Annotated in this window: 15 protein-coding genes; 5 read left to right on the top strand and 10 right to left on the bottom strand. The window is 59.2% G+C overall.

The window, feature by feature from the left end; all coding sequences use genetic code 11:
* Positions 1-491 precede the first annotated feature (491 nt).
* Positions 492-1,349 carry a class II fructose-bisphosphate aldolase gene (locus ACTQ1S_RS02845; RefSeq protein WP_022095149.1) on the bottom strand — a complete coding sequence of 286 codons (858 nt, stop codon included), beginning with the start codon at positions 1,347-1,349 and terminating at the stop codon, positions 492-494.
* Between the two features lie 334 nt (positions 1,350-1,683).
* Here ACTQ1S_RS02845 and ACTQ1S_RS02840 point away from each other — a divergent pair, with 334 nt between their 5' ends.
* Positions 1,684-2,487 carry a DeoR/GlpR family DNA-binding transcription regulator gene (locus tag ACTQ1S_RS02840; RefSeq protein ID WP_441054961.1) on the top strand — a complete coding sequence of 268 codons (804 nt, stop codon included), beginning with the start codon at positions 1,684-1,686 and terminating at the stop codon, positions 2,485-2,487.
* Between the two features lie 64 nt (positions 2,488-2,551).
* Here ACTQ1S_RS02840 and ACTQ1S_RS02835 read toward each other — a convergent pair whose 3' ends face one another.
* Both ACTQ1S_RS02835 and ACTQ1S_RS02830 read right to left on the bottom strand, forming a co-directional pair.
* Positions 2,552-3,712, bottom strand: coding sequence for an FprA family A-type flavoprotein (locus tag ACTQ1S_RS02835; RefSeq protein WP_441547012.1), 1,161 nt, complete (start codon positions 3,710-3,712; stop codon positions 2,552-2,554).
* Between the two features lie 129 nt (positions 3,713-3,841).
* Complete coding sequence (locus ACTQ1S_RS02830) at positions 3,842-4,828, bottom strand: LacI family DNA-binding transcriptional regulator (protein ID WP_154515200.1); 987 nt, start codon at positions 4,826-4,828, stop codon at positions 3,842-3,844.
* 383 nt (positions 4,829-5,211) lie between these two features.
* Between ACTQ1S_RS02830 and ACTQ1S_RS02825 the strand changes: the two genes are divergently transcribed.
* Positions 5,212-6,417, top strand: a complete 1,206-nt coding sequence (locus tag ACTQ1S_RS02825) for a galactokinase (RefSeq protein WP_441547011.1) — start codon at positions 5,212-5,214, stop codon at positions 6,415-6,417.
* Positions 6,408-8,036: a UDP-glucose--hexose-1-phosphate uridylyltransferase gene (locus ACTQ1S_RS02820; protein WP_441547010.1), complete on the top strand. Its 1,629-nt coding sequence runs from the start codon at positions 6,408-6,410 to the stop codon at positions 8,034-8,036. Before ACTQ1S_RS02825 ends, ACTQ1S_RS02820 begins: the two co-directional genes overlap by 10 nt.
* 269 nt (positions 8,037-8,305) lie before the next feature.
* Here ACTQ1S_RS02820 and ACTQ1S_RS02815 read toward each other — a convergent pair whose 3' ends face one another.
* The 6 genes from ACTQ1S_RS02815 to ACTQ1S_RS02790 all read right to left on the bottom strand — a co-directional run bounded on the left by ACTQ1S_RS02815 (position 8,306) and on the right by ACTQ1S_RS02790 (position 13,890).
* A complete protein-coding gene (locus ACTQ1S_RS02815; RefSeq protein ID WP_154514968.1) occupies positions 8,306-9,241 on the bottom strand; it encodes a hexose kinase in 936 nt (311 codons plus the stop codon).
* A 342-nt stretch (positions 9,242-9,583) separates the two neighbouring features.
* The gene (lacB, locus tag ACTQ1S_RS02810; RefSeq protein ID WP_346981957.1) at positions 9,584-10,108 is read right to left on the bottom strand and encodes a galactose-6-phosphate isomerase subunit LacB; all 525 of its coding nucleotides are present in this window, start codon (positions 10,106-10,108) and stop codon (positions 9,584-9,586) included.
* A 63-nt stretch (positions 10,109-10,171) separates the two neighbouring features.
* Entirely contained in the window at positions 10,172-10,600 is a 429-nt protein-coding gene (gene lacA / locus ACTQ1S_RS02805) for a galactose-6-phosphate isomerase subunit LacA (RefSeq protein ID WP_006234830.1), read from the bottom strand.
* A 310-nt stretch (positions 10,601-10,910) separates the two neighbouring features.
* Positions 10,911-11,921 carry a hypothetical protein gene (locus ACTQ1S_RS02800; RefSeq protein WP_441547009.1) on the bottom strand — a complete coding sequence of 337 codons (1,011 nt, stop codon included), beginning with the start codon at positions 11,919-11,921 and terminating at the stop codon, positions 10,911-10,913.
* Positions 11,922-12,332: 411 nt separating this feature from the next.
* Positions 12,333-12,671: a PTS lactose/cellobiose transporter subunit IIA gene (locus ACTQ1S_RS02795; protein WP_055252615.1), complete on the bottom strand. Its 339-nt coding sequence runs from the start codon at positions 12,669-12,671 to the stop codon at positions 12,333-12,335.
* 214 nt (positions 12,672-12,885) lie between these two features.
* A complete protein-coding gene (locus ACTQ1S_RS02790; RefSeq protein WP_427795504.1) occupies positions 12,886-13,890 on the bottom strand; it encodes a LacI family DNA-binding transcriptional regulator in 1,005 nt (334 codons plus the stop codon).
* Between the two features lie 357 nt (positions 13,891-14,247).
* Here ACTQ1S_RS02790 and ACTQ1S_RS02785 point away from each other — a divergent pair, with 357 nt between their 5' ends.
* Positions 14,248-16,023, top strand: a complete 1,776-nt coding sequence (locus ACTQ1S_RS02785; RefSeq protein ID WP_441547008.1) for a lactose/cellobiose PTS transporter subunit IIB — start codon at positions 14,248-14,250, stop codon at positions 16,021-16,023.
* Between the two features lie 66 nt (positions 16,024-16,089).
* Positions 16,090-17,529 carry a 6-phospho-beta-galactosidase gene (gene lacG / locus ACTQ1S_RS02780; protein ID WP_441547007.1) on the top strand — a complete coding sequence of 480 codons (1,440 nt, stop codon included), beginning with the start codon at positions 16,090-16,092 and terminating at the stop codon, positions 17,527-17,529.
* Between the two features lie 357 nt (positions 17,530-17,886).
* On the opposite strand, the gene ACTQ1S_RS02775 is transcribed toward lacG, so the two are convergent.
* Complete coding sequence (locus ACTQ1S_RS02775) at positions 17,887-18,888, bottom strand: LacI family DNA-binding transcriptional regulator (RefSeq protein ID WP_441547006.1); 1,002 nt, start codon at positions 18,886-18,888, stop codon at positions 17,887-17,889.
* Positions 18,889-18,926 lie beyond the last annotated feature (38 nt).

The following is an 18,926-nucleotide window of genomic DNA, read 5'->3' as shown; positions in this document are numbered from 1 at the left end:
CCGTGCGCAACCTTTTGGTGGACATCGAGGAGGCCGCATAAGCATGCATTCTTCCAATGACGCAACACAGCAGCCATCCCTAAAACATGCAGACCTTTTCTCCTTCCCCCCGACACAGAGAAACGGCCTCCTCGACTCCCCCACCACAAAAGCCAAACGCTCAACCGATCAGAATCTCAACTTGCGAATATCCTTCGATAAGCTCCAAGCATCCCTAAACAAGTCATTTCCCAACCAAGCCCGGGCATACTAGTCCCCCATCAACAAAGAAGCCCTAACGCCCCACCAATTTCCGCCCCAACGCCACAAGGGCGATCGAGCAGGGCCGTCCGGAAACGGAAAAGGGCCTATCTCTCAGAACATTCCGCAGGACGGAGGAAGCCCCGCAGCGCGTAGCGCGCAGCGGGGCTTCCGACATGTCCGAGGACGTTCTGAGAGATAGGCCCTTTTCCGTTTCCGGACGGCCCGGTGGGATCAGAGTACCCTTGCTGTTACTCTGCTTTGCCCACAGAGTTGAGGTTGGTCATGCGGATCTTAACCAGCTCGGTGATCTCACGCATGCCCTCCTTGGCCGGCTTCTTGGGATCGAAGCAGGCGGGGTTCTCGGCCATGTAGGCCATGAAGCCCTTGGTGTAGGCCTGACGCAGCTCGGTAGCGTAGTTAACCTTGCAGATGCCGTTCTTCACAGCCTCGGCAACCTGCTCATCGGGCACACCGGAAGTGCCGTGCAGAACCAGCGGCACGTCGACGGCGTCGCGGATGGCCTTGACCACGGACTGCTCGATGTGCGGATCGCTCGTGTACACGCCGTGGCTGGTGCCAACACCAATGGCCAGCGAGGTGCAGCCGGTGCGCTCGACGAACTCCTTGGCCTCGGCAGGATCGGTGTAGGGGCTCTCGCCCTCAACCGCGGGACCGTCGTCCTCCTTGCCGCCAACCTTGCCGAGCTCGGCCTCGACGGGCACGCCCATGGCGCGGCCAGCGTCGGCGACGGACTTGGTCAGGGCAATGTTGTCCTCGAAGGACTCGTGCGAGCCGTCGATCATGACGGAGGTGTAGCCCGTGCGGAAAGCCTGCATGCAGCGGTCATAGCCATCGCCGTGATCGAGGTGCAGAGCGACGGGCACGGAAGCGCGCTCGGCAGCGGCCTTCACCATGCCGTAGAAGTAGTCCAGACCAGCGGTCTTGATGGTGCCCGGGGTGGTCTGCATGATGACGGGGGACTTGGTCTCCTCGGCAGCGGCCAGAACGGCCATAACAAACTCGAGGTTCTCGACGTTGAACGCGCCGACGGCGTAGTGGCCGGCCTGAGCGTCCTTGAGCATCTTTTCGGTGGTAACAAGTGCCATGAGCGTTTGCTCCTCTCCCTCGCCCGCATCTGGACATCGGGCGTAGTTGTTCACAAGGCGTTTTACCTTGCGTTTTACTGCGCTCATTGTATGAAATTCAGCGGCTTTGCACGTGCGAGATATTGAGTCCATGCAGGCCAATACAGTCGTTTTTGAAAAGTAAACGGAAGGAATTGGAACCGAGTGGGCGTGTTCGATATTGGATTTTGAGCGTTTAGCGTCTTTCTTTTATAGAAAAGATAAGTAATCGAAAGGTGTTTTCTTACTCAAAAAGAAAATGAACGAAAATAGAGTCAACACAATTCCTGCAAATTTAGCCGAGAATGGAGCAAACATGGCCCAAGCTACCAACCGTGCTTTTGCTGACGAGCGCCGTACCGCCATTATGGAAATACTCGAGCATAACGCCTCGGTGCAGGTAGCAGAAATCGCCCAGACCTTTGGTGTGTCCTCCGTCACCGCCCGCGCCGACCTAGACGCGCTCGCCGAAGCAGGCAAGCTGCGTCGCACACATGGTGGTGCCGTATCGCTCCACAAACGCCTGACCGTCTCCACGCAAGATCGCCGCATCAATGTCAACGTCGCCGCCAAGCAGGCCATCGCGCAAAGCGCCATCGAGCTCGTTAATGACGGCGACACGCTGCTCGTCGACTCGGGCACCACGGCGCTCGAATTCGTCCGGCTCCTCGATCAGCGCGACGGCATCACCGTTATCACGGCCGACATTACCATCGCCGATTATATTGACGAGAGCATGCCCTCGGTCGATGTCGTCATGCTGGGCGGGGCACTGCGCAAAGGCCATCGCTATCTGTACGGCCCACTTACCATGCAGGCGCTCCAAATGGTCCACGCCGACCTTGCCGTCATGTGTCCTGGCGCTTTTGTTCCCGGCTGCGGCTTTACGACCGACTTTCCGCAGATGGCCGAGACCAAAGCGGCTATGGTCGGTGCCACCCGTCAAAGCGTCGCCCTCATGGATGCCAGTAAGGTCAACGGACGCGGCATGTACCGTTTTGCCGAGCTTGCCGACGTCGACATCATCGTGATGGACAGCGACCCCGACGCCGCCGTCGCCACCTCAATCGCCGAGGCCGCCGACAGCGCACGTCCAGCCCTCATCATCGCCGGCGCTTAAACAAAAACCACCACAAAGGGCCTGTCCCTTTGTGGTGGTTTTGCCCGTTAAAAGCGAAATATCGCTACTTGGAAAGCTCGTCGGCGAGGGCCTCGATCTGGGCGCGCGATGTGTCGTTGAGCGATCCCAGCACGGTCACCTTGTTCTGCGCCAGGGTGATGTCCTTCATGCCCTCGAGCTCCTTGGTCATAACCTTGGCAGCGGCGGGCGCCCAGGAACCGGCCTCGACGAGCGCCACGGTGCGGTTCTGGTAGGCATGCTCGGCAAGCGTGTGGATAAAGGTGCTCATGAACGGGAAGATCTCGCCCTGATAGGTGATAGAGGCGAGCACCAGGCGGTCATAGCGGAACGCATCCTCAACGGCCTCGGCCATGTCGTCGCGAGCCAGGTCAAAGACGGAAACCTTCTGGCCGCGAGCCTCGAGCGCTGCGGCGAGCTCCTCGACAGCGGCCTTCAGATGGCCGTAGACACTCGCATAGGCAATCGTGATGCCCTCGTCCTCGGGCTGATAGCTCGACCAGGTGTTGTAGGTGTCGAGGTAATAGCCCAGATTCTCGGTAAGGACAGGACCGTGGAGCGGGCAGATGATCTGGATATCCAGATCAGCAGCCTTTTTGAGCACGGCCTGCACGAACTTGCCGAACTTACCGACGATGCCAAAGTAGTAGCGGCGAGCCTCGCAGGCCCAGCCCTCGGGATCCTCGATGTCGTTGGCGCCAAACTTGCCAAAGCCGTCGGCGCTAAAGAGCACCTTGTCGGTGGCCTCATAGGAGAAGAGTACCTCGGGCCAGTGAACGTTGGGGGCGCCGATAAAGGTCAGGCTGTGGCCGCCCAGGTCGAGCACATCGCCCTCTTTGACAACCATTTTGCGCTCGGGGAAGTCGGTGCCAAAGTAGTTGACCATCATGCGGAAAGCACCCATGCTGGCCACAATCTGCGCCTGGGGATAGCGCTCCATAAAGGCGGCGATACCGGCGGAGTGATCAGGCTCCATATGATGGATGACCAGGTAGTCGGGCGTACGGCCATCGAGCGCGGCCTCGAGGTTGCCGAGCCACTCGTCGACAAAACCACCGTCGACCGAATCGGCGACAGCGATTTTATCGCCCAAGATAACGTAGCTGTTGTATGCCATACCGTTCTCGGACACATCGTACTGGCCCTCGAACAGGTCAATGTCGTGATCGTCGACGCCAATGTAGCGGATATCCTTGGTGATCTCCATCAGGCAAAGCCTCCTAGATAGACAAAATAACCTGTCTATCATAGCACTTGGCAGCATTCCAACTGTTATCTGCCGGCATCCTTACCGATTGTTATTAAAATACGATAAATCGCCGTTTACCTGCGCAAACTATGAGCGTGGCATCGCCGTGCTATGTCGAATAATGAGCTGGCCGGGAATACGAATAGCAACGGTTTTGCCCGCCGTACCCGCCTCGGGAACCGCGTGCTCAAACACCTCGCGTCCACGCTGATGTAAATCGAATCGAACGGTCGTGAGCTCGTTATGCGCGACAAAGTCGTCGAGCGAATCGTCGACGCCCACCACGCTTACGTCCTCGGGCACGCGCAGGCCGCTATCACGCAGCGCGGCAATCGCGCCATTTGCCATCTGATCGTTTGCCGCATAAATCGCCGTCATGGTGCGATCGTGCTCGGCCAGGTACCTGCCGGCCTCGTAGCCGCTGTTGGCAGACCAGTCGCCCTCGAGCGGCGCCTGCGGCTTAATGTGCTTATGCTCGAGCGCATCCTGCCAGCCGGCGCGACGAAATTGCTCGTCGACCGAGAACGACGGGCCGCCAATATAGCGAATTTGCTCGTGCCCCAGCTCAAACAGATGATCCATAAGCAAGAGCGAGCAGCCGTAATGGTCGGAGTCGACCGTGGTCACCCGCGGGTGCGCGTACATGGTAACAATAACCGTGCCAATGCCCGGCAGCGGATCAAACGTCTCAAAATCGGGCGCCATACGACTCATGCCGATGATAATGCCGTCCACCGGCAGCGCAGCCATACGACGCGTGGCCTCGGCAAGCGAAAACTCCTCGGTCTTGGACATCTCGACCAGTGTGATGGCGCAATTATGCTCGCGAGCAGCGCTGGCGATGCCGTCGATCATTGAGAGGTTGCCAAACTTGGTGATATCGTTGACGCACAGACCGACCGAATGGTAACGGCCGTCGCGCAGCGAGCGACCGGCATAACTCGGACGAAAACCGAGCTCTTGCATAGCGGCCTGCACGCGCTGGCGCGTCTGCTCGTTAACGTTGGGCAAGCCGTTGGCGACGCGCGAAACCGTCTGCTGCGAAACACCGGCAGCGCGGGCGACGTCGGCCATGGAGACCGGACGCGTACCTGTATCGTTGGACGAGTGCCTTGCCACAGAACCACCTTCACCCTTGCGAGATCTGAATAGCGTGCATGCCGACCCGGGCAGAAATATATCCCGCTCCGAAGCCCGCTATCGTCGGACGCATGTTAACGTACTCTACTTTTTCTATCTGCATCTCTTCTGCTTTATAAGTCCATACGGCGGTACCGTTCACGGCTGTAATTCTACCGACTACCAGATTCTCAAAAAGTGACAAGCGATCTGTTATGAGTACGTTAACATAGCCCGTAACGTGCGGCATCGTGAACACTTGGTTCATGCCGCTTCAAGTTGTTAACGTACTCATAACGACGCAAAACTCACCCGTGCGCGCCAAGGAAAGGACTCCCATGACCACCCCCGACGAAAAGACACTCACCATGCTCACCAAGCTGTTTGAGGAGGAGTTTGGACCCATCGGCGACCGCCAGGTGCTCTACGTGCACGCGCCCGGCCGTTCCGAGATCAGCGGCAATCACACCGACCACGAGGGCGGCCATGTTATCGCCGGCTCGCTCGATGTCGCCGTTGACGGTATCGCCGTGGCAACCGACTCCAACAAGATCCGCGTCGCCGACGAGGGCTATCCTACCTTTGAGATCACGCTCGATACGCTAGATGTTCAGGAGTCCGAGAAGGGCACGTCCGCAAGCCTCGTCCGCGGCATGGCCCATGAGATTGCAGCTCTGGGCGTTGAGCCCCAGGGCTTCGACTTCGCCTTCACCTGCTCCGTCCCCTCGGGCGGCGGCCTTTCGAGCTCTGCTGCTGTCGAGGCGGCGTACGGTCGTGCCATGGAGACGCTCTGGGGCGCACCCGCCATTGAGCCCGTCGCGCTCGCCCAGATGAGCCAGCGCACCGAGAACAACTATTACGGCAAGCCCTGCGGTCTTATGGACCAGGCCGCCGTTTGCTTGGGCGGCCTCGCCTACATGGACTTTGAGGACCAGGCTCAGCCTAAAACCCAGAAGCTCGAACTCAACTTTGAGGATCACGGCTACGCGCTCGTGCTCGTTAAGGTTGGCGCCGACCATGTGGCCGCCACCGACGACTACGCCGCCGTTCCGCGCGAGATGCAGGACGTCGCCGCCGAGTTTGGCAAGACGCGCCTGTGCGAGGTAAACGTGGCGGATTTTGACGCCAAGCTCCCTGAGCTACGCGCCAAGCTGGGCGACCGTGCCTGCCTGCGCGCCGTTCACTACTGGTACGAGAACGGCCTGGTCGATAAGCGCTGGGCAGCCCTTAGCGCCGGCGACATCGACCAGTTCCTGGTCCTGACGCGCGAGTCCGGTGCCAGCTCCGCCATGTACCTGCAGAATGTCGTCGCCAAACTGGGCTCCGAGCAACCTTCCATGTATGCCTTGGCGCTGGCCGAGCATGTGCTCGACGGCCGCGGCGCCGTCCGCATCCACGGTGGCGGCTTTGGTGGCACCATCCAGGCCTTCGTGCCGCTCGACCTGGTCGACACCTTCATCACCAAGATGAACGGCTGGCTGGGCGAAGGCTCTGCCCGCCACTACGCAATTTCTGACAAGGGGGCTTACGCGGCATGGCTGTAATGACTGATGTGCGCGAGGCCGCGCAGGGCCTGATTGAGTATGCCATCCATCGATCCATGATCGGACAGGATGACCGCATCTGGGCCTACAACACCATTCTCGAGTGCATCGGCGCCACGGGTCCTGCGCTCGACATGGCTTGGGCGATGCAGAACGAGAAGCTCTCGCTCTTGCACCCCGATACGCTCCCCAATTTTGACCTGGAGGGCACGCTTGCCGCGCTTTCCGAGGACGCCGTTGCCAACGGCGCTGCCGAGGACACGGCGTCGGGCCGCGACCGCATCGCCATGCGCATCATGGGCGCGCTCATGCCGAGGCCTTCGGTTGTAAACGAGGAGTTCAACGGACGCATGGGCGTCAACGAGCCCCGCGCCGCGACCGACTGGTTCTATGGTCTGTGCTGTGACGCCGGTTACGTGCGCCGCGCCGCCATCGCGCGCAATATCAAATGGAGCACCCCCACCAACTGGGGCGACCTGGAAATCACCATCAACCTGTCAAAGCCCGAGAAGGACCCGCGCGACATTGCCGCGGCCGGCGCCGCAAAGAACACGGGCGAGAAGTATCCCGCCTGTCAACTGTGCATCGAGAACGAGGGCTACCCTGGACGCTCCGCCGCAGCCGACGGCGGCGCCCATCCCGCTCGCCAGAACCTGCGCGTTATCCCCATCCAGCTCAACGGCGAGCGCTGGGGCTTCCAGTACAGCCCGTACGCGTACTTTAACGAGCACTGCATTGCTATGAGCGCCGAGCATCGCCCGATGCACGTCGACCGTAAGGGACTGACCTGCCTGCTCGATTTTGTGGACCTGTTCCCGCACTACTTTATTGGCTCCAACGCCGACCTGCCCATCGTGGGCGGCTCGATTCTGTCGCACGATCACTTCCAGGGCGGCGCGCACGAGTTCCCCATGATGCATGCCGCCGAGGTCTCGCAGTTTAACGTGCCCGGCTTTGACCAGGTCAGCGGCACCGTGTTGCAGTGGCCGCTTTCGGTGCTGAGACTGCGCTCGCACGACCGCGCCCAGCTGCTCGACGCCGCCGAGAAGATTATCCTCGCCTGGCGCGAGTGGACCGATGAGTCTGTGGGCGTCATCGCGCACACAGCCGACGGCGTGGCGCATAACACTGTGACGCCCGTCATCCGCCGCGTCGACTCTCGCGGCAATGCCGGCGGCGAGATCTACGAGGCCTACCTGGCGCTTCGCTGCAACATCACAACCGACGAGCATCCGCTGGGCGTATTTCACCCGCATGCCGAGTACCACCACATCAAGAAAGAGAACATCGGCCTGATCGAGGTCATGGGCCTGGCCATTTTGCCGCCGCGCCTGGTTCCCGAGCTTGGCGCTGTCCGCGAGCAACTGCTGGCGGCCAAGGTCGATGCCAGCTACGATCTTGCCAGCGCGCTCGAGGGCGACGACCTTTGCCGCAGCCACGCCGCATGGGCCGAGGACGTCTTTGCCCGCCGCGCCGACGAGCTTACGGCGGATAGCGCCATCGACATCCTGCATGAGGAGGTCGGCATGGTGTTTGGCCACGTGCTCGACAACGCCGGCGTCTTTAAATGGGACGAAGCCGGTCGCGCCGCCCAGCAGCGCTTTATCAACTCGCTGTAATGATCCCTTGGGGACGGAGGAAAACGGATCATTTCGTCTTCAAGACAACGGCGCCCGCCGGCAACATCGCCGGCGGGCGCCGTTTTTGGTGCAAGGGCAGCTAATTTGGGACGGGGCTATTTTGACTACTTTGCATCTAGAAGTAGTCAAAATAGCCCCGTCCCAAATTAGCTGCCTCTCATGAGAGTGGAAAATCTCCCACTCTAAGCCCGCTTGCGAGCCCAAAATGGGAGATTATCCACTCTCGTTTTGTTCGGTACGCCGTAACTCTAAAGTTCGGTTACCTCTACGCTGTTGTAGACCTCGTCCCAGCGGTCCATGACCAGGTGGCCGGTCTTGGGATCCATGGCGTTGAGCTTGCCGCAGGTATTGGCGGTCTTGAGCACCGTGACGTCGTCGGCACCAGCAGCAATGGCATGCGCAAAACCGGCGATGGTCGAGTCACCGGAACCCGTCGCGTTTACAGCCGCAATCGCGGGCGTCTTGGCGCGGAACGCGCGGCCCTCATGGAAGCCCACCGAGCCGGCAGCGCCCATCGAAACGACGACCCAGGGGATACCGGCAAAACGGTCATCGGCGGCAAGCGCCTCGCGCAGGGCATCGACATCATCGGTCGTAAAGGACGTACCCAGTAGGCCGTTAATCTCGGTCAGGTTGGGCTTTACGAGCTCAGGCTTAGCGTCGGACTCCAGCGCGGCCTCCAGCGATGCACCCGAAGTGTCGAGCAGCACCTTGGCACCCGCCTCCTCGGCGATCTTGACGAGCTCGGCATAGTAGCCGGCATCGACGCCGCGCGGCAGCGAGCCCGAAAGCGTCACAACGTCCGCCTTCGCTGCAAGCTCGGCAAACTTGGCCGTAAAGGCCTCGAGCTCGGCCGGAGCGATCTGCGGGCCGCTCTCCAGCAGCTCGGTCTGATTACCCTCGTGCAGAATATTCAGGCAAATGCGCGTCTCACCGGCGATGGGCACAAAGTCGTTCTTGACGCCGTCGGCATCCATGAGCTCGGCCATATAGGCGCCCATGTGACCGCCAAGCAGGCCAGTCGCGAGCACATCGTCGCCCAACTGCAGCAGCACACGGCTCACGTTGAGGCCCTTACCGCCAGCGGTCTTTTCGGGCGTCACACGGTTAACATCGTCGATGACCAGCTTATCGAGCTGATAGCGCGTATCAATCGACGGGTTCATGGTAACGGTCAGAATCATGTTGAACTCCTGTTTAGAAAACCGGCCCGCGCCCCATCACAGAAACGCGAGCCGTCAATTAAAAAGCTGCAGAATGCCGGGTCCGTCAATAACGAAGCACACAAGTCAAGCCAAGCAAACGTGTTATCGGAGCAGCTTACCGAACCAGAAAGCTTCGCAACAACAGCGGTAACCCCACAGGTACCCCCAACGTCAGCGAGAAGCCAGCTGGCGAGGCAAGGTGCCGTGAAGCGAGGCGGCATTGACCTTCTGGTCATGCCGTCGAAGCTGAACGGCAGATTGCCCGCCAGATGGCTTCGCAGCGTCGGCCGGTCCGGCGTTCGGCAGAACGCCGGAATCTCCTTAGTCGTGGTATTCGCCGCGGTCCCACTTCTCCAGGAACTCGTCAAAGAAGTGTGGGTCAGCCTGAGCCTCGGCGTCGGCCTTATTGCAGGCATCGATCTTGGCGATCAGGGCATCGTGCTCGGGGGTCTTCTCGTAAGGCTCCTCCAGGAAGGCAAGCATGATGTCGGCCATCAGAAACTCGCCGGTGATCTTGCCACCAAAGCCCACGATGTTGGCGTTGAGCTCACGACGGGCATACAGGGCAGAGGTCATGTCGCGAACCAGGGCGCAGCGGGCGCCGGGAACCTTGTTGACGGCGTTGGTGATGCCGATGCCGGTGCCGCACAGGGCCACGCCAAAGTCGGCCTTGCCGCTGGCAACAGCCTCGCCCACGGCCTTACCGTAGATGGGATAGTGCGTACGGGTGTGGCTGTAGGTGCCGCAGTCGAGCACCTGGTAGCCAGCCTGCTCCAGGCGGTCGGCCAGATAGATCTTCTCGTCCGTAACGATATGGTCGCAACCGATTGCGATGGTCTTCTTCATCAGAACGTCCTTTCGTCTGAATTCACAAGTTGAGATAGAAGTTCGAGTTCTCGGTGGCTCTCGTTAGGCCATCTTGTTGAGCATGTCGACACGGATCTGGTGACGACCGCCGGCGTACTGTGCACGCAGGAACTCGCGGGCGATCTTCTTGGCGACCTCGGTGCCCACAACGCCCGGGCCCATGGTGACCATGCGCGAGCCGTTGTGCTCGCGGGTCATGTAGGCGGAACGCTCGTCGGAAATGTTAGCGACGACCATGCCCTTGATCTTGACGGCGGCCATATAGGAGCCGACACCGTACTTATCGAATGCGAAGCCCTGGGAATCCTTGTGCTCCAGCAGGTCCTTGGCAACGGCGGTAGCGGAATCGACAAAGTCCGCGGCAGGGGTCTCGGAATAGTCGACGACCTCGTGACCATCGGCGATGAGCATCTCCTTGATGGACTCCTTCATCGACATGCCGTCGGCATCGGAAGCGATTACAACCCTCATGACATCCTCCTTGAGAGATACGCAGGTGCGTTGTTTCTGTTTGGAAGTGTTGAATCTCGTTCAGGTCCGGGCATCTGAATGTGCGATTCTTCACTGTTCATGTTTATTTGAACACATTCGAACAGTAACTGCAACAACTTTTTGTTTATCTTTGTTCTTTTTTGAACAAATACCGTTCACGGATGATTGCTGACCGTTTGGACCGGGCGCGGGCGTAGCGACCATGTGTTCAATAAACAAAAGGGCGGCCGAGAACGTGTCTCGGCCGCCCTTCGGCGGTATTCCACGGTATATACAGCTGTTTTAGCTACTAGGACTGCCCGCCCTTCTTGGCATGCTTGGACGGATTGCCCAGAAAGCGGCCCGTCAAATAATTCGTCGGCCCGGAAATATCAATCCCCAGCAGTGTGTGCCCCAGCCACAAAAACGCCGCGAGCACCAGCAATGGGATAACGCACGAGGTCACTATCATCACAATGACGCCTTCGATCAGATCGGTCACCTGCTGCACAATCTCATCGGTCATCTGCTTGGCGCCGCTGGTCACCGTCGTGACGAGACCCGAGGCACCGTCGGCAAGCTGTTCAAGCACGTTCTTGGACTCTGCGGACTCAGTCTTTTTCTTGTTTGCTTTGGAGCTATCGCTATCTGCCGCACTCGCAGCGTCAGTCGCCTTTTGCTCGGCCGCCTCGATGCTCACTCGATACGTTTCATCAACCTTCTGCGACACCCATACGCTCGCGGGCACCAACACCATGCTAATGATGGCGACCACCAGCACACGCGTTGCCACGCGACGAATGACCGTGCTCGTGCTCCAGCGTCCGTGAATGCCAAGCGACGCTGCAAAGAGCACCAGCGCAAACGGGATCAGGATGCCCAGGCCAACCGACCACATAATCGTGAGTAAATATTTCTCTAGGTATAGCACGGCAAGCACGATACCAAGATTACCCGAAAGCTGTGCGAGCTGCTCGGCAACCGGCGTTCCCGTATCGCCCGGCAGCGCAGTGATACCCGCAGATAGGGCGACGCACGAGGTCGTGAGCGCCAATACATTGCCCTTCTTTTGATCGATGACCTCGATGGTGGAGTCCCAAGTCTTGGTATCGGCAAAATGCGGACGAGCCACAAACCCCGACAGCAGCGCCAGTGCCACGAGCGCAACGATGAGGCCAATCTGCAGTTTTTTGTTTGCGCACACGACATCGGATAGGCTGGGCTGCAGCTCGGTCACCGTTGTTTGCTCGGTTATCTGGACAGGACGCCCATGAGCCATCTCGCTCGCGTCTCTCTTTTGAATCGATCCGTTGTCCGGCATTTGGATACCTCCTCATTCCGGCCTGTATTGCGGATGGAAGTATACCCACCCAGCGAAAAACCGAACGGCAAGAGGCGCAACAGACTGCTGCATGACCTGCCCGCCATGAAATGGGCCCATCTACTACGTTTAACTGCCCATCCCCGACCATGCCCCGTGGCGTAAAAACAAAACCACAGGTAGAACGCCTGCAGTTTTTCATGAAACGCAGGTGTGTTCGGGGGCACCGGGTTAAACGTAGTAGATGGTCCAGTTTCGTGGCGACGCTGCCAACCGATCCCCTGGGGACGGAGGAGAACGGATCATTTTGGGCCGTCAGCCCCTATTTCACCGCAACTTGGAGGAGAACAGAAAAAGCCCTGCTGCGGGTGGCGGCAGGACTTTTGGAAGGGGCTTGGTTGTGAGGGCTCGTTAGGCGAGCTTGGCCTCGAGCTCGGCGATGCGCTTGTAGGCATCGATGGTAAAGCGGGCCTGCTTCTCCAAGATCATAGTGGTCATGAGAGTGTCCTGAGCGTGAGCCATGATGAAGGTCATCTCCATCTCGCCGCCGCCGGCCTCCTGCGAAAGCAGCTTGGTCTGCGTGTCGTGGGCGCCGATAAGTGCATCGCTGGCATCCTTGTGCAGCTGTTCGGCCTTCTCAAAGTCACCCTCGCGAGCAGCATCGAGCGCTGCAAGCAGATCGGTCTGGGCGTCACCTGCGTATGCGACAATCTCGAATCCAACCATCGAGATTTCTTCTTTGGTTGCCATATTGCGTTCCTTTCACATATGAACCAATGGAGAGCATCGCGTCCGGGCATGCGCGCTGCGCTGTGTATGACAGAAACAATAACATTCAAACAAAAAAGAACAATACAAAACGTAATTTCGAGCTATGAACGGTCACTTTTAAGCCGCGAACGGTTTCCAAACCATTTCAAACAATATCAAACATGATTAACGGAAACCCAAACAGGACCGCGCCCTAACGCAAATCGCGCACCGTATCGCCCTCTACGAGCACGCCGGGGATCAGCATGTGCTCCACGCCAGACGCAACTCCCTCGGCGCCGGCGATCTTGTCGACTGCCCACATGCCGACACGCTTGTTGTCAAAGCGCACGGTGGTCAGGCGACGATCGGGCACGATGTCGCCCAGACTATCATCAACCCCCACCACGCTCACGTCCTCGGGCACACGCCTTCCGCGCGACTCGAGTCCGCGAATGCAGCCGTAGGCCATGGCGTCATTGGAGGCATAGATGGCAGTACAGGTCGGATCGTCCGCCAGAGCCTGGCCTGCGGCATATCCACTCCGCGCCGTCCAGTCGCCACGGATGAGTCGCGGCAGCTCAATACCATGCGCGCGCAATGTCTCGCGCCAGCCCTCCTCGCGCTGCATGCCCGAAAGCGAGCGTTCGGGACACGAGATAAAGTGCACGGTCTTGTGCCCCTGCCCCAGCAAGTACTCGACAACCTGGCGCGAGCAATCGAACTGATCGTTATCGACCGTCGAGCACAGCGGGTGCTCCAGCATGGTAACGAGCACCGTCTGCATACCAGGCAGAGGCTCAAAGGTGCCAAAGTCCGCCGGCATGCGATTCATGATCACAACCATGCCATCCACCGGCAGTGCGCTCATGCGCGACGATGCGCTCTCGAGGGTATACGGATGTCCATCTACTTTAGTGAGGGTAATGGCGTAGCCGTGCTTATCGGCGGCGGCGGCAAAGCCCTCCATACGGTCGAGGTTGCCGGTACCGGTAATGTTGAACATGGCGACGCCGACGGTCTTAAACTTGCCGCGGCGCAGCGATCGACCGGCAAAATTGGGGCGATACCCCAGCTCGCGCATGGCGGCACGCACGCGCTCCTTGGTCTCGGGGCGCACGCTGGGCGAATCGTGGACGGTGCGCGAGACCGTCTGTTCTGAGACGCCCGCGAGGCGCGCCACATCCTTAACGGAAACCGATTTTTTAACAGCGGCCATAGGTCGATCTTTCTATGTCAACGATGCCATTGGTGGCACCCTACGCAGTCAAATGAAACGTCTTCAAGTATATCTAACGCCTCCCCCACCATACGCTCACCACCCAAAACCTACCGTTCACCGACATTTTTGCTTCCCCGAACGGCTTTTATCGCCCAAATGTTAACGTTGCCATTGTGCAAACACAGAGCCACCGGGCGGCTCAAACGTTTGCGCGCAAGAAATCGACGGTCCGCAGGCACAGGGGCCATCGGTTCGCGTCTTATTTTCTGTCACAAAATGGCAACGTCAACATTTTGGCAACCAAACGTCAAAAGCTACTATCGTTGCTAACCCACCGACTCTTAGGAGCTTTGCATGAAGCAACTCATCGCCACCATCGAAAAGGGCCAGCCCTTTTTCAACGCGATCGCCCGCAACAAGTACCTCAAGGCGATCCGCGACGGTTTTATCTCCGTCATCCCCATCATCATCTTCTCGTCCATCTTCTGCCTGGTAGCCTCGGTCCCCAACATCTGGGGTTTCTACTGGCCCGATGACATCAACAACGCCCTGTGGAAGTGCTACAACTACTCCATGGGCATCCTGGCCATCGCCTGCGCCGCTACCACGGCCAAGCATTTCGCCGACGCCCAGAACCGCGATCTGCCCAAGAATAACCAGATCAACTTTATCTCGTGCATGTGCGCGGCCATCATCGGCTTCTTGCTCCTTTCGAGCGACACCATCGCCACGGATGCCGCCAGTGGCTTCAACACCACCTACCTTGGTTCCAAGGGCCTACTGACCGCCTTCATCGCTGCGTTTGTGACCGGCATCATCTACAAGTTCTTTATCAAGCGCAACATCACCGTCAAGATGCCCGAGCAGGTTCCGCCCAACATCTCGCAGACCTTTAAGGACATCATCCCCTTCTCCGTCTGCATCACCGTCTTTTGGGTCTTTGACATCGTCTTCCGCGCTGCCTTTGGCTTCTGCTTTGCCCAGGGCGTCATCCAGGTGTTCCAGCCCCTGTTCACCGCTGCCGACGGCTACATCGGCCTTGCTGTGATTTACGGCGCCATGAGCCTGTTCTGGTTCGTGGGCGTCCACGGCCCCTCGATCGTCGAGCCCGCCATCGCCGCCGCCCTCGTTTCCAACATGACCGACAACCTGGCTGCGTTCCAGGCCGGCCAGCACGCTTCCGCTGTCCTGACCCAGGGTGCCCAGTACTTCGTCGTCTGCATGGGCGGCACCGGCGCCACGCTCGTCCTGGTCTTTATGTTCTGCTTCCTGGCCAAGTCCCAGGAGATGCGCGCTGTCGGTAAGGCCGCCATCGTCCCCGTGTGCTTTGCCGTCAACGAGCCGCTGCTGTTCGCCGCGCCTATCGTGCTCAACCCCGTCTTCTTTGTCCCGTTTGTCTTTGCCCCGATCGCCAACATCTGGATCCTCAAGATCTTTATCGACTTCTTGGGCATGAACGGCTTTATGTACACCCTGCCTTGGACCGTCCCCGGCCCCATCGGCACCATCATGGGCCTGGGCTTCCAGCCGCTCGCCTTTGTGATGCTCGCCCTTATCCTGGTCGTCGACTTCGTTCTGTACTATCCGTTCTTCCGTGCCTATGACGCCCAGAAGTGCGCCGAGGAGGCCGAGATTTCCCAGGAGGAGCTCGCCGCCAAGAACGCCGAGAAGGCCGCCAAGCTCAACGATGCCTTCCAGGGCAAGGCCGACGCCAAGAGCGTTGCCGCCGGCGCTGCTGCCGAGGCCGTGGAAGCCGGCGCTCCCGCCGCTTCCGCAGCACCCGCTGCCGAGGCAACGGCCACCAGCGACCTCAACGGCAAACGCGTGCTCGTGCTCTGCCAGGGCGGCGGTACCTCGGGCCTGCTCGCCAACGCGCTGGCCAAGGCCGCCAAGGAGCGCGGCATCAATCTTGAAACCGCTGCCGAGGCCTATGGCAACCACGTGGACATGCTCCCCGACTTCGATCTGGTCGTCCTGGCCCCGCAAGCCGCAAGCTACCTGGCCGACCTGCAGAAGGACTGCGAGCGCGTGGGCAACAAGTGCGTCGCCTGCCGCGGTAAGCAGTACATTGAGCTTTCCCAGAACGGCGATAAGTCTCTCGCCTTCGTAAGCGAGCAACTCTCGAAGTAAGTAACGCACAGGGCCAGCCGACCATCCAAGACCGGCTGGCCCTTCGCTTTAGACGATTGGATCATCATGTCCGTTAACCCTGCTAGCGTCACCAACCCGCCTGCGCAGTTTCCCGAGGACTTTGTCTTTGGCGGCGCCACTGCTGCCTACCAGGTAGAGGGCGAGACCCGCACCCACGGTAAAGGCAAGGTTGCCTGGGACGACTTCCTGGAGGCCCAGGGGCGCTTTTCCCCCGATCCCGCTTCGGACTTCTACAACCAGTACCCCGTCGATCTGGAGCTGTGCGAGGAGTTCGGCATCAACGGCATTCGCCTCTCCATTGCCTGGAGCCGCATCTTCCCCAACGGCACCGACGAGATCAACCCTGAGGGCGTGCAGTTCTACCACGATCTCTTCGCCGAGTGCCACAAGCACCACGTTGAGCCGTTTGTCACGCTGCATCACTTCGACACGCCGCTTGCCCTCTTTGAGAAGGGCGACTTCCTCAACCGCGAGACCATCGATGCCTTTGTGGACTTTGCCACCTTCTGCTTTAAGGAGTACGCCGACCAGGTGACCTACTGGTTCACCTTTAACGAGATTTGGGCCGATGCCTCCAACACCTACATCGAGGGCACCTTCCCCGGCGGCGTCAAGGCGCATCTGGCCGAGGCTTTCCAGTGCGAGCACAACATGATGCTCGCCCACGCCAAGGCCGTACTGGCCTTCCACAACGGCGGTTTTAAGGGCAAAATCGGCGTCATTCAGTCGTTGGAGTTTAAGTATCCGCTCAACGAGAACGACCCCGCCGACATCAAAGCCGCCAACAACGAGCACGTGTTGCAGAACCAGTTCTTGCTCGACGCCACCTTCCGCGGCGACTACGCGCCCGACACCCTCGAGTGCGCCAACCGTCTGGCTGCCGTCTCGGGCGGCACCATCGAGATCCTGGACGAGGACCTCGAGATTATGCGCGAGGCCGCGCTCTACAACGACTACCTGGGCGTCAACAACTACCAGTGCCGCTTCTTGAAGGCTTACGACGGCGAGAACGACCTGCACCACAACGGTACGGGCGAGAAGGGCACCGGCCGCTGGCGCGTTAAGGGTATTGGCGAGCACGTGAACAAGCCTGGCATCCCCACCACCGACTGGGACTGGATCATCTATCCCGAGGGCCTGTTCGATCTGCTCGTCTACATTAAGCAGCGCTACCCCAACTACAAGCAGATCTTCATTACAGAAAACGGCATGGGCTACAAGGATCCCTACAAGGACGGTTTTGTGGACGATCAGCCGCGCATCGACTACATCGAGCAGCACTTGCGCTGGCTGCTCAAGGCCATGGAGGTGGGCGTCAACGTGGGCGGCTACTTCCTGTGGAGTCTGCAGGATCAGTTCTCCTGGACCAATGGTTACAACAAGCGCTATGGCTTCTTCTACGTTGACTTTGAAACCCAGAAGCGCACGCCCAAGGCAAGCGCCTACTGGTACAAGCACGTGGCGCAGACCCGTCGCCTGGACTAGCGGCTGGCGACCAGAGGAATTGCCCCGCTCACATAACCTGTCCCCATTTCTCAGCCGGGGGTGGCACGTCACACGGCGCGCCGCCCCCGGCCTTTTGTTTTTGTTCGGCTGGGGGGCCGTTTGTCTCGATCTGTAACATCTAGCCGAGTTTTTGGTCCCTAGCTGTTACAAATCAAGACAAACCGGGAAGACGGGGCCGAATTGTCTAAATCTGTAACACTAAAACCGGTTTTGGACGTCTGGTTGTTACAGATTGAGATAAACGCACAGGACAATCCTCTCAATCTCGATCTGTAACATCTAGCCGAGTATTTCGGTCCTACCTGTTACAGATTGAGATGAACGAGTTGAGCACGTCTACGCCCGCAGGTCTTTCACGCTGGAACGCTCGATCAGCACGCCCGACACAAGCGTGCGGCTTCTGGAGCTCGGAGCCTCAAGACCTGCGACGACCTCGTTAAGCGCACGGATGCCCAGCTCGCGGTGGCGAAACTTCACCGACGTCAGAATCGAGTTGGGAATCGTCTTGTAGAGCTCATCGTCGAAGCCGATCACGGACACATCATTGGGCACACTGAGCCCTTTGTCACGTAGAGCCATCATCACGCCGTTTGCCATGCAGTCGTTAGCAGCGAGGACCGCCGTGCAATCGGGTTTATCGGCAAGCACAAGGCCCGCGGCATAGCCACTATCCGCATTCCAATCACCTTGCAGAGGCTCGGGCGGCTCAATGCCACGCGTCTCGAGTGCTGCACGCCAACCTTTCATACGGCACTGGCTCGACAGCGACTCTTTTTTACCAGAAACGAAATACACGTTCTTGTGCCCGCGATTTAAGAAGTACTCGCACGCCATGCGCGCGCCGCCCTCTTGGTCGTCACTGACGGTAGAGCAGGTAGGATGCTCCATCGGTGTGATAATCACCGTCTTGAGGTCTTTCGGCGCCTCAAAGGTATCAAAGTCATCGACCATCTGACGTAGGTTGAAGATCATGCCATCAACAGGCAGCTGCGACATCCTGCGCGCCGCTTCGGCAAGGGTCATCTTCTCCCCCGCCCGCTTTTTGATCATCGTGAGCGCAAAGCCTCGCTCTTCGGCGGCATCGGCGATACCGTCAATCATGTCCACGGCGCCGCCCGACAAGTGGAACATCACCACGCCGATGCACCCGTAACGGCCCAACTTGAGTGAACGCGCGGCAAAGTTCGCCCGGAACCCAAGCGCCTCCATGGCAGCATGGACCCTATCGCGTGTCGACTCTCGTACGCTATCGGGCTCGTTGATTACGCGCGACACCGTCTTGAGAGAAACGCCCGCGGCAATCGCCACATCATTCATTGAGACATTTTTCTTGTCCATCGTTGCCACTGCTTCTCCAGTCGGTTCTCTATCGCTTG

The organism is Collinsella sp. LCP21S3_D3, from assembly GCF_052118305.1.
Classification (GTDB): domain Bacteria; phylum Actinomycetota; class Coriobacteriia; order Coriobacteriales; family Coriobacteriaceae; genus Collinsella.
This window is presented reverse-complemented; position numbering and strand designations above follow the sequence as displayed.

Excerpts from the sequence above, each read along its gene's own strand:
- ACTQ1S_RS02845 (WP_022095149.1), bottom strand. The coding sequence starts at position 1,349 with ATGGCACTTGTTACCACCGAAAAGATGCTCAAGGACGCTCAGGCCGGC.
- ACTQ1S_RS02840 (WP_441054961.1), top strand. The coding sequence starts at position 1,684 with ATGGCCCAAGCTACCAACCGTGCTTTTGCTGACGAGCGCCGTACCGCC.
- ACTQ1S_RS02835 (WP_441547012.1), bottom strand. The coding sequence starts at position 3,712 with ATGGAGATCACCAAGGATATCCGCTACATTGGCGTCGACGATCACGAC.
- ACTQ1S_RS02830 (WP_154515200.1), bottom strand. The coding sequence starts at position 4,828 with ATGGCCGACGTCGCCCGCGCTGCCGGTGTTTCGCAGCAGACGGTTTCG.
- ACTQ1S_RS02825 (WP_441547011.1), top strand. The coding sequence starts at position 5,212 with ATGACCACCCCCGACGAAAAGACACTCACCATGCTCACCAAGCTGTTT.
- ACTQ1S_RS02820 (WP_441547010.1), top strand. The coding sequence starts at position 6,408 with ATGGCTGTAATGACTGATGTGCGCGAGGCCGCGCAGGGCCTGATTGAG.
- ACTQ1S_RS02815 (WP_154514968.1), bottom strand. The coding sequence starts at position 9,241 with ATGATTCTGACCGTTACCATGAACCCGTCGATTGATACGCGCTATCAG.
- lacB (WP_346981957.1), bottom strand. The coding sequence starts at position 10,108 with ATGAAGAAGACCATCGCAATCGGTTGCGACCATATCGTTACGGACGAG.
- lacA (WP_006234830.1), bottom strand. The coding sequence starts at position 10,600 with ATGAGGGTTGTAATCGCTTCCGATGCCGACGGCATGTCGATGAAGGAG.
- ACTQ1S_RS02800 (WP_441547009.1), bottom strand. The coding sequence starts at position 11,921 with ATGCCGGACAACGGATCGATTCAAAAGAGAGACGCGAGCGAGATGGCT.
- ACTQ1S_RS02795 (WP_055252615.1), bottom strand. The coding sequence starts at position 12,671 with ATGGCAACCAAAGAAGAAATCTCGATGGTTGGATTCGAGATTGTCGCA.
- ACTQ1S_RS02790 (WP_427795504.1), bottom strand. The coding sequence starts at position 13,890 with ATGGCCGCTGTTAAAAAATCGGTTTCCGTTAAGGATGTGGCGCGCCTC.
- ACTQ1S_RS02785 (WP_441547008.1), top strand. The coding sequence starts at position 14,248 with ATGAAGCAACTCATCGCCACCATCGAAAAGGGCCAGCCCTTTTTCAAC.
- lacG (WP_441547007.1), top strand. The coding sequence starts at position 16,090 with ATGTCCGTTAACCCTGCTAGCGTCACCAACCCGCCTGCGCAGTTTCCC.
- ACTQ1S_RS02775 (WP_441547006.1), bottom strand. The coding sequence starts at position 18,888 with ATGGACAAGAAAAATGTCTCAATGAATGATGTGGCGATTGCCGCGGGC.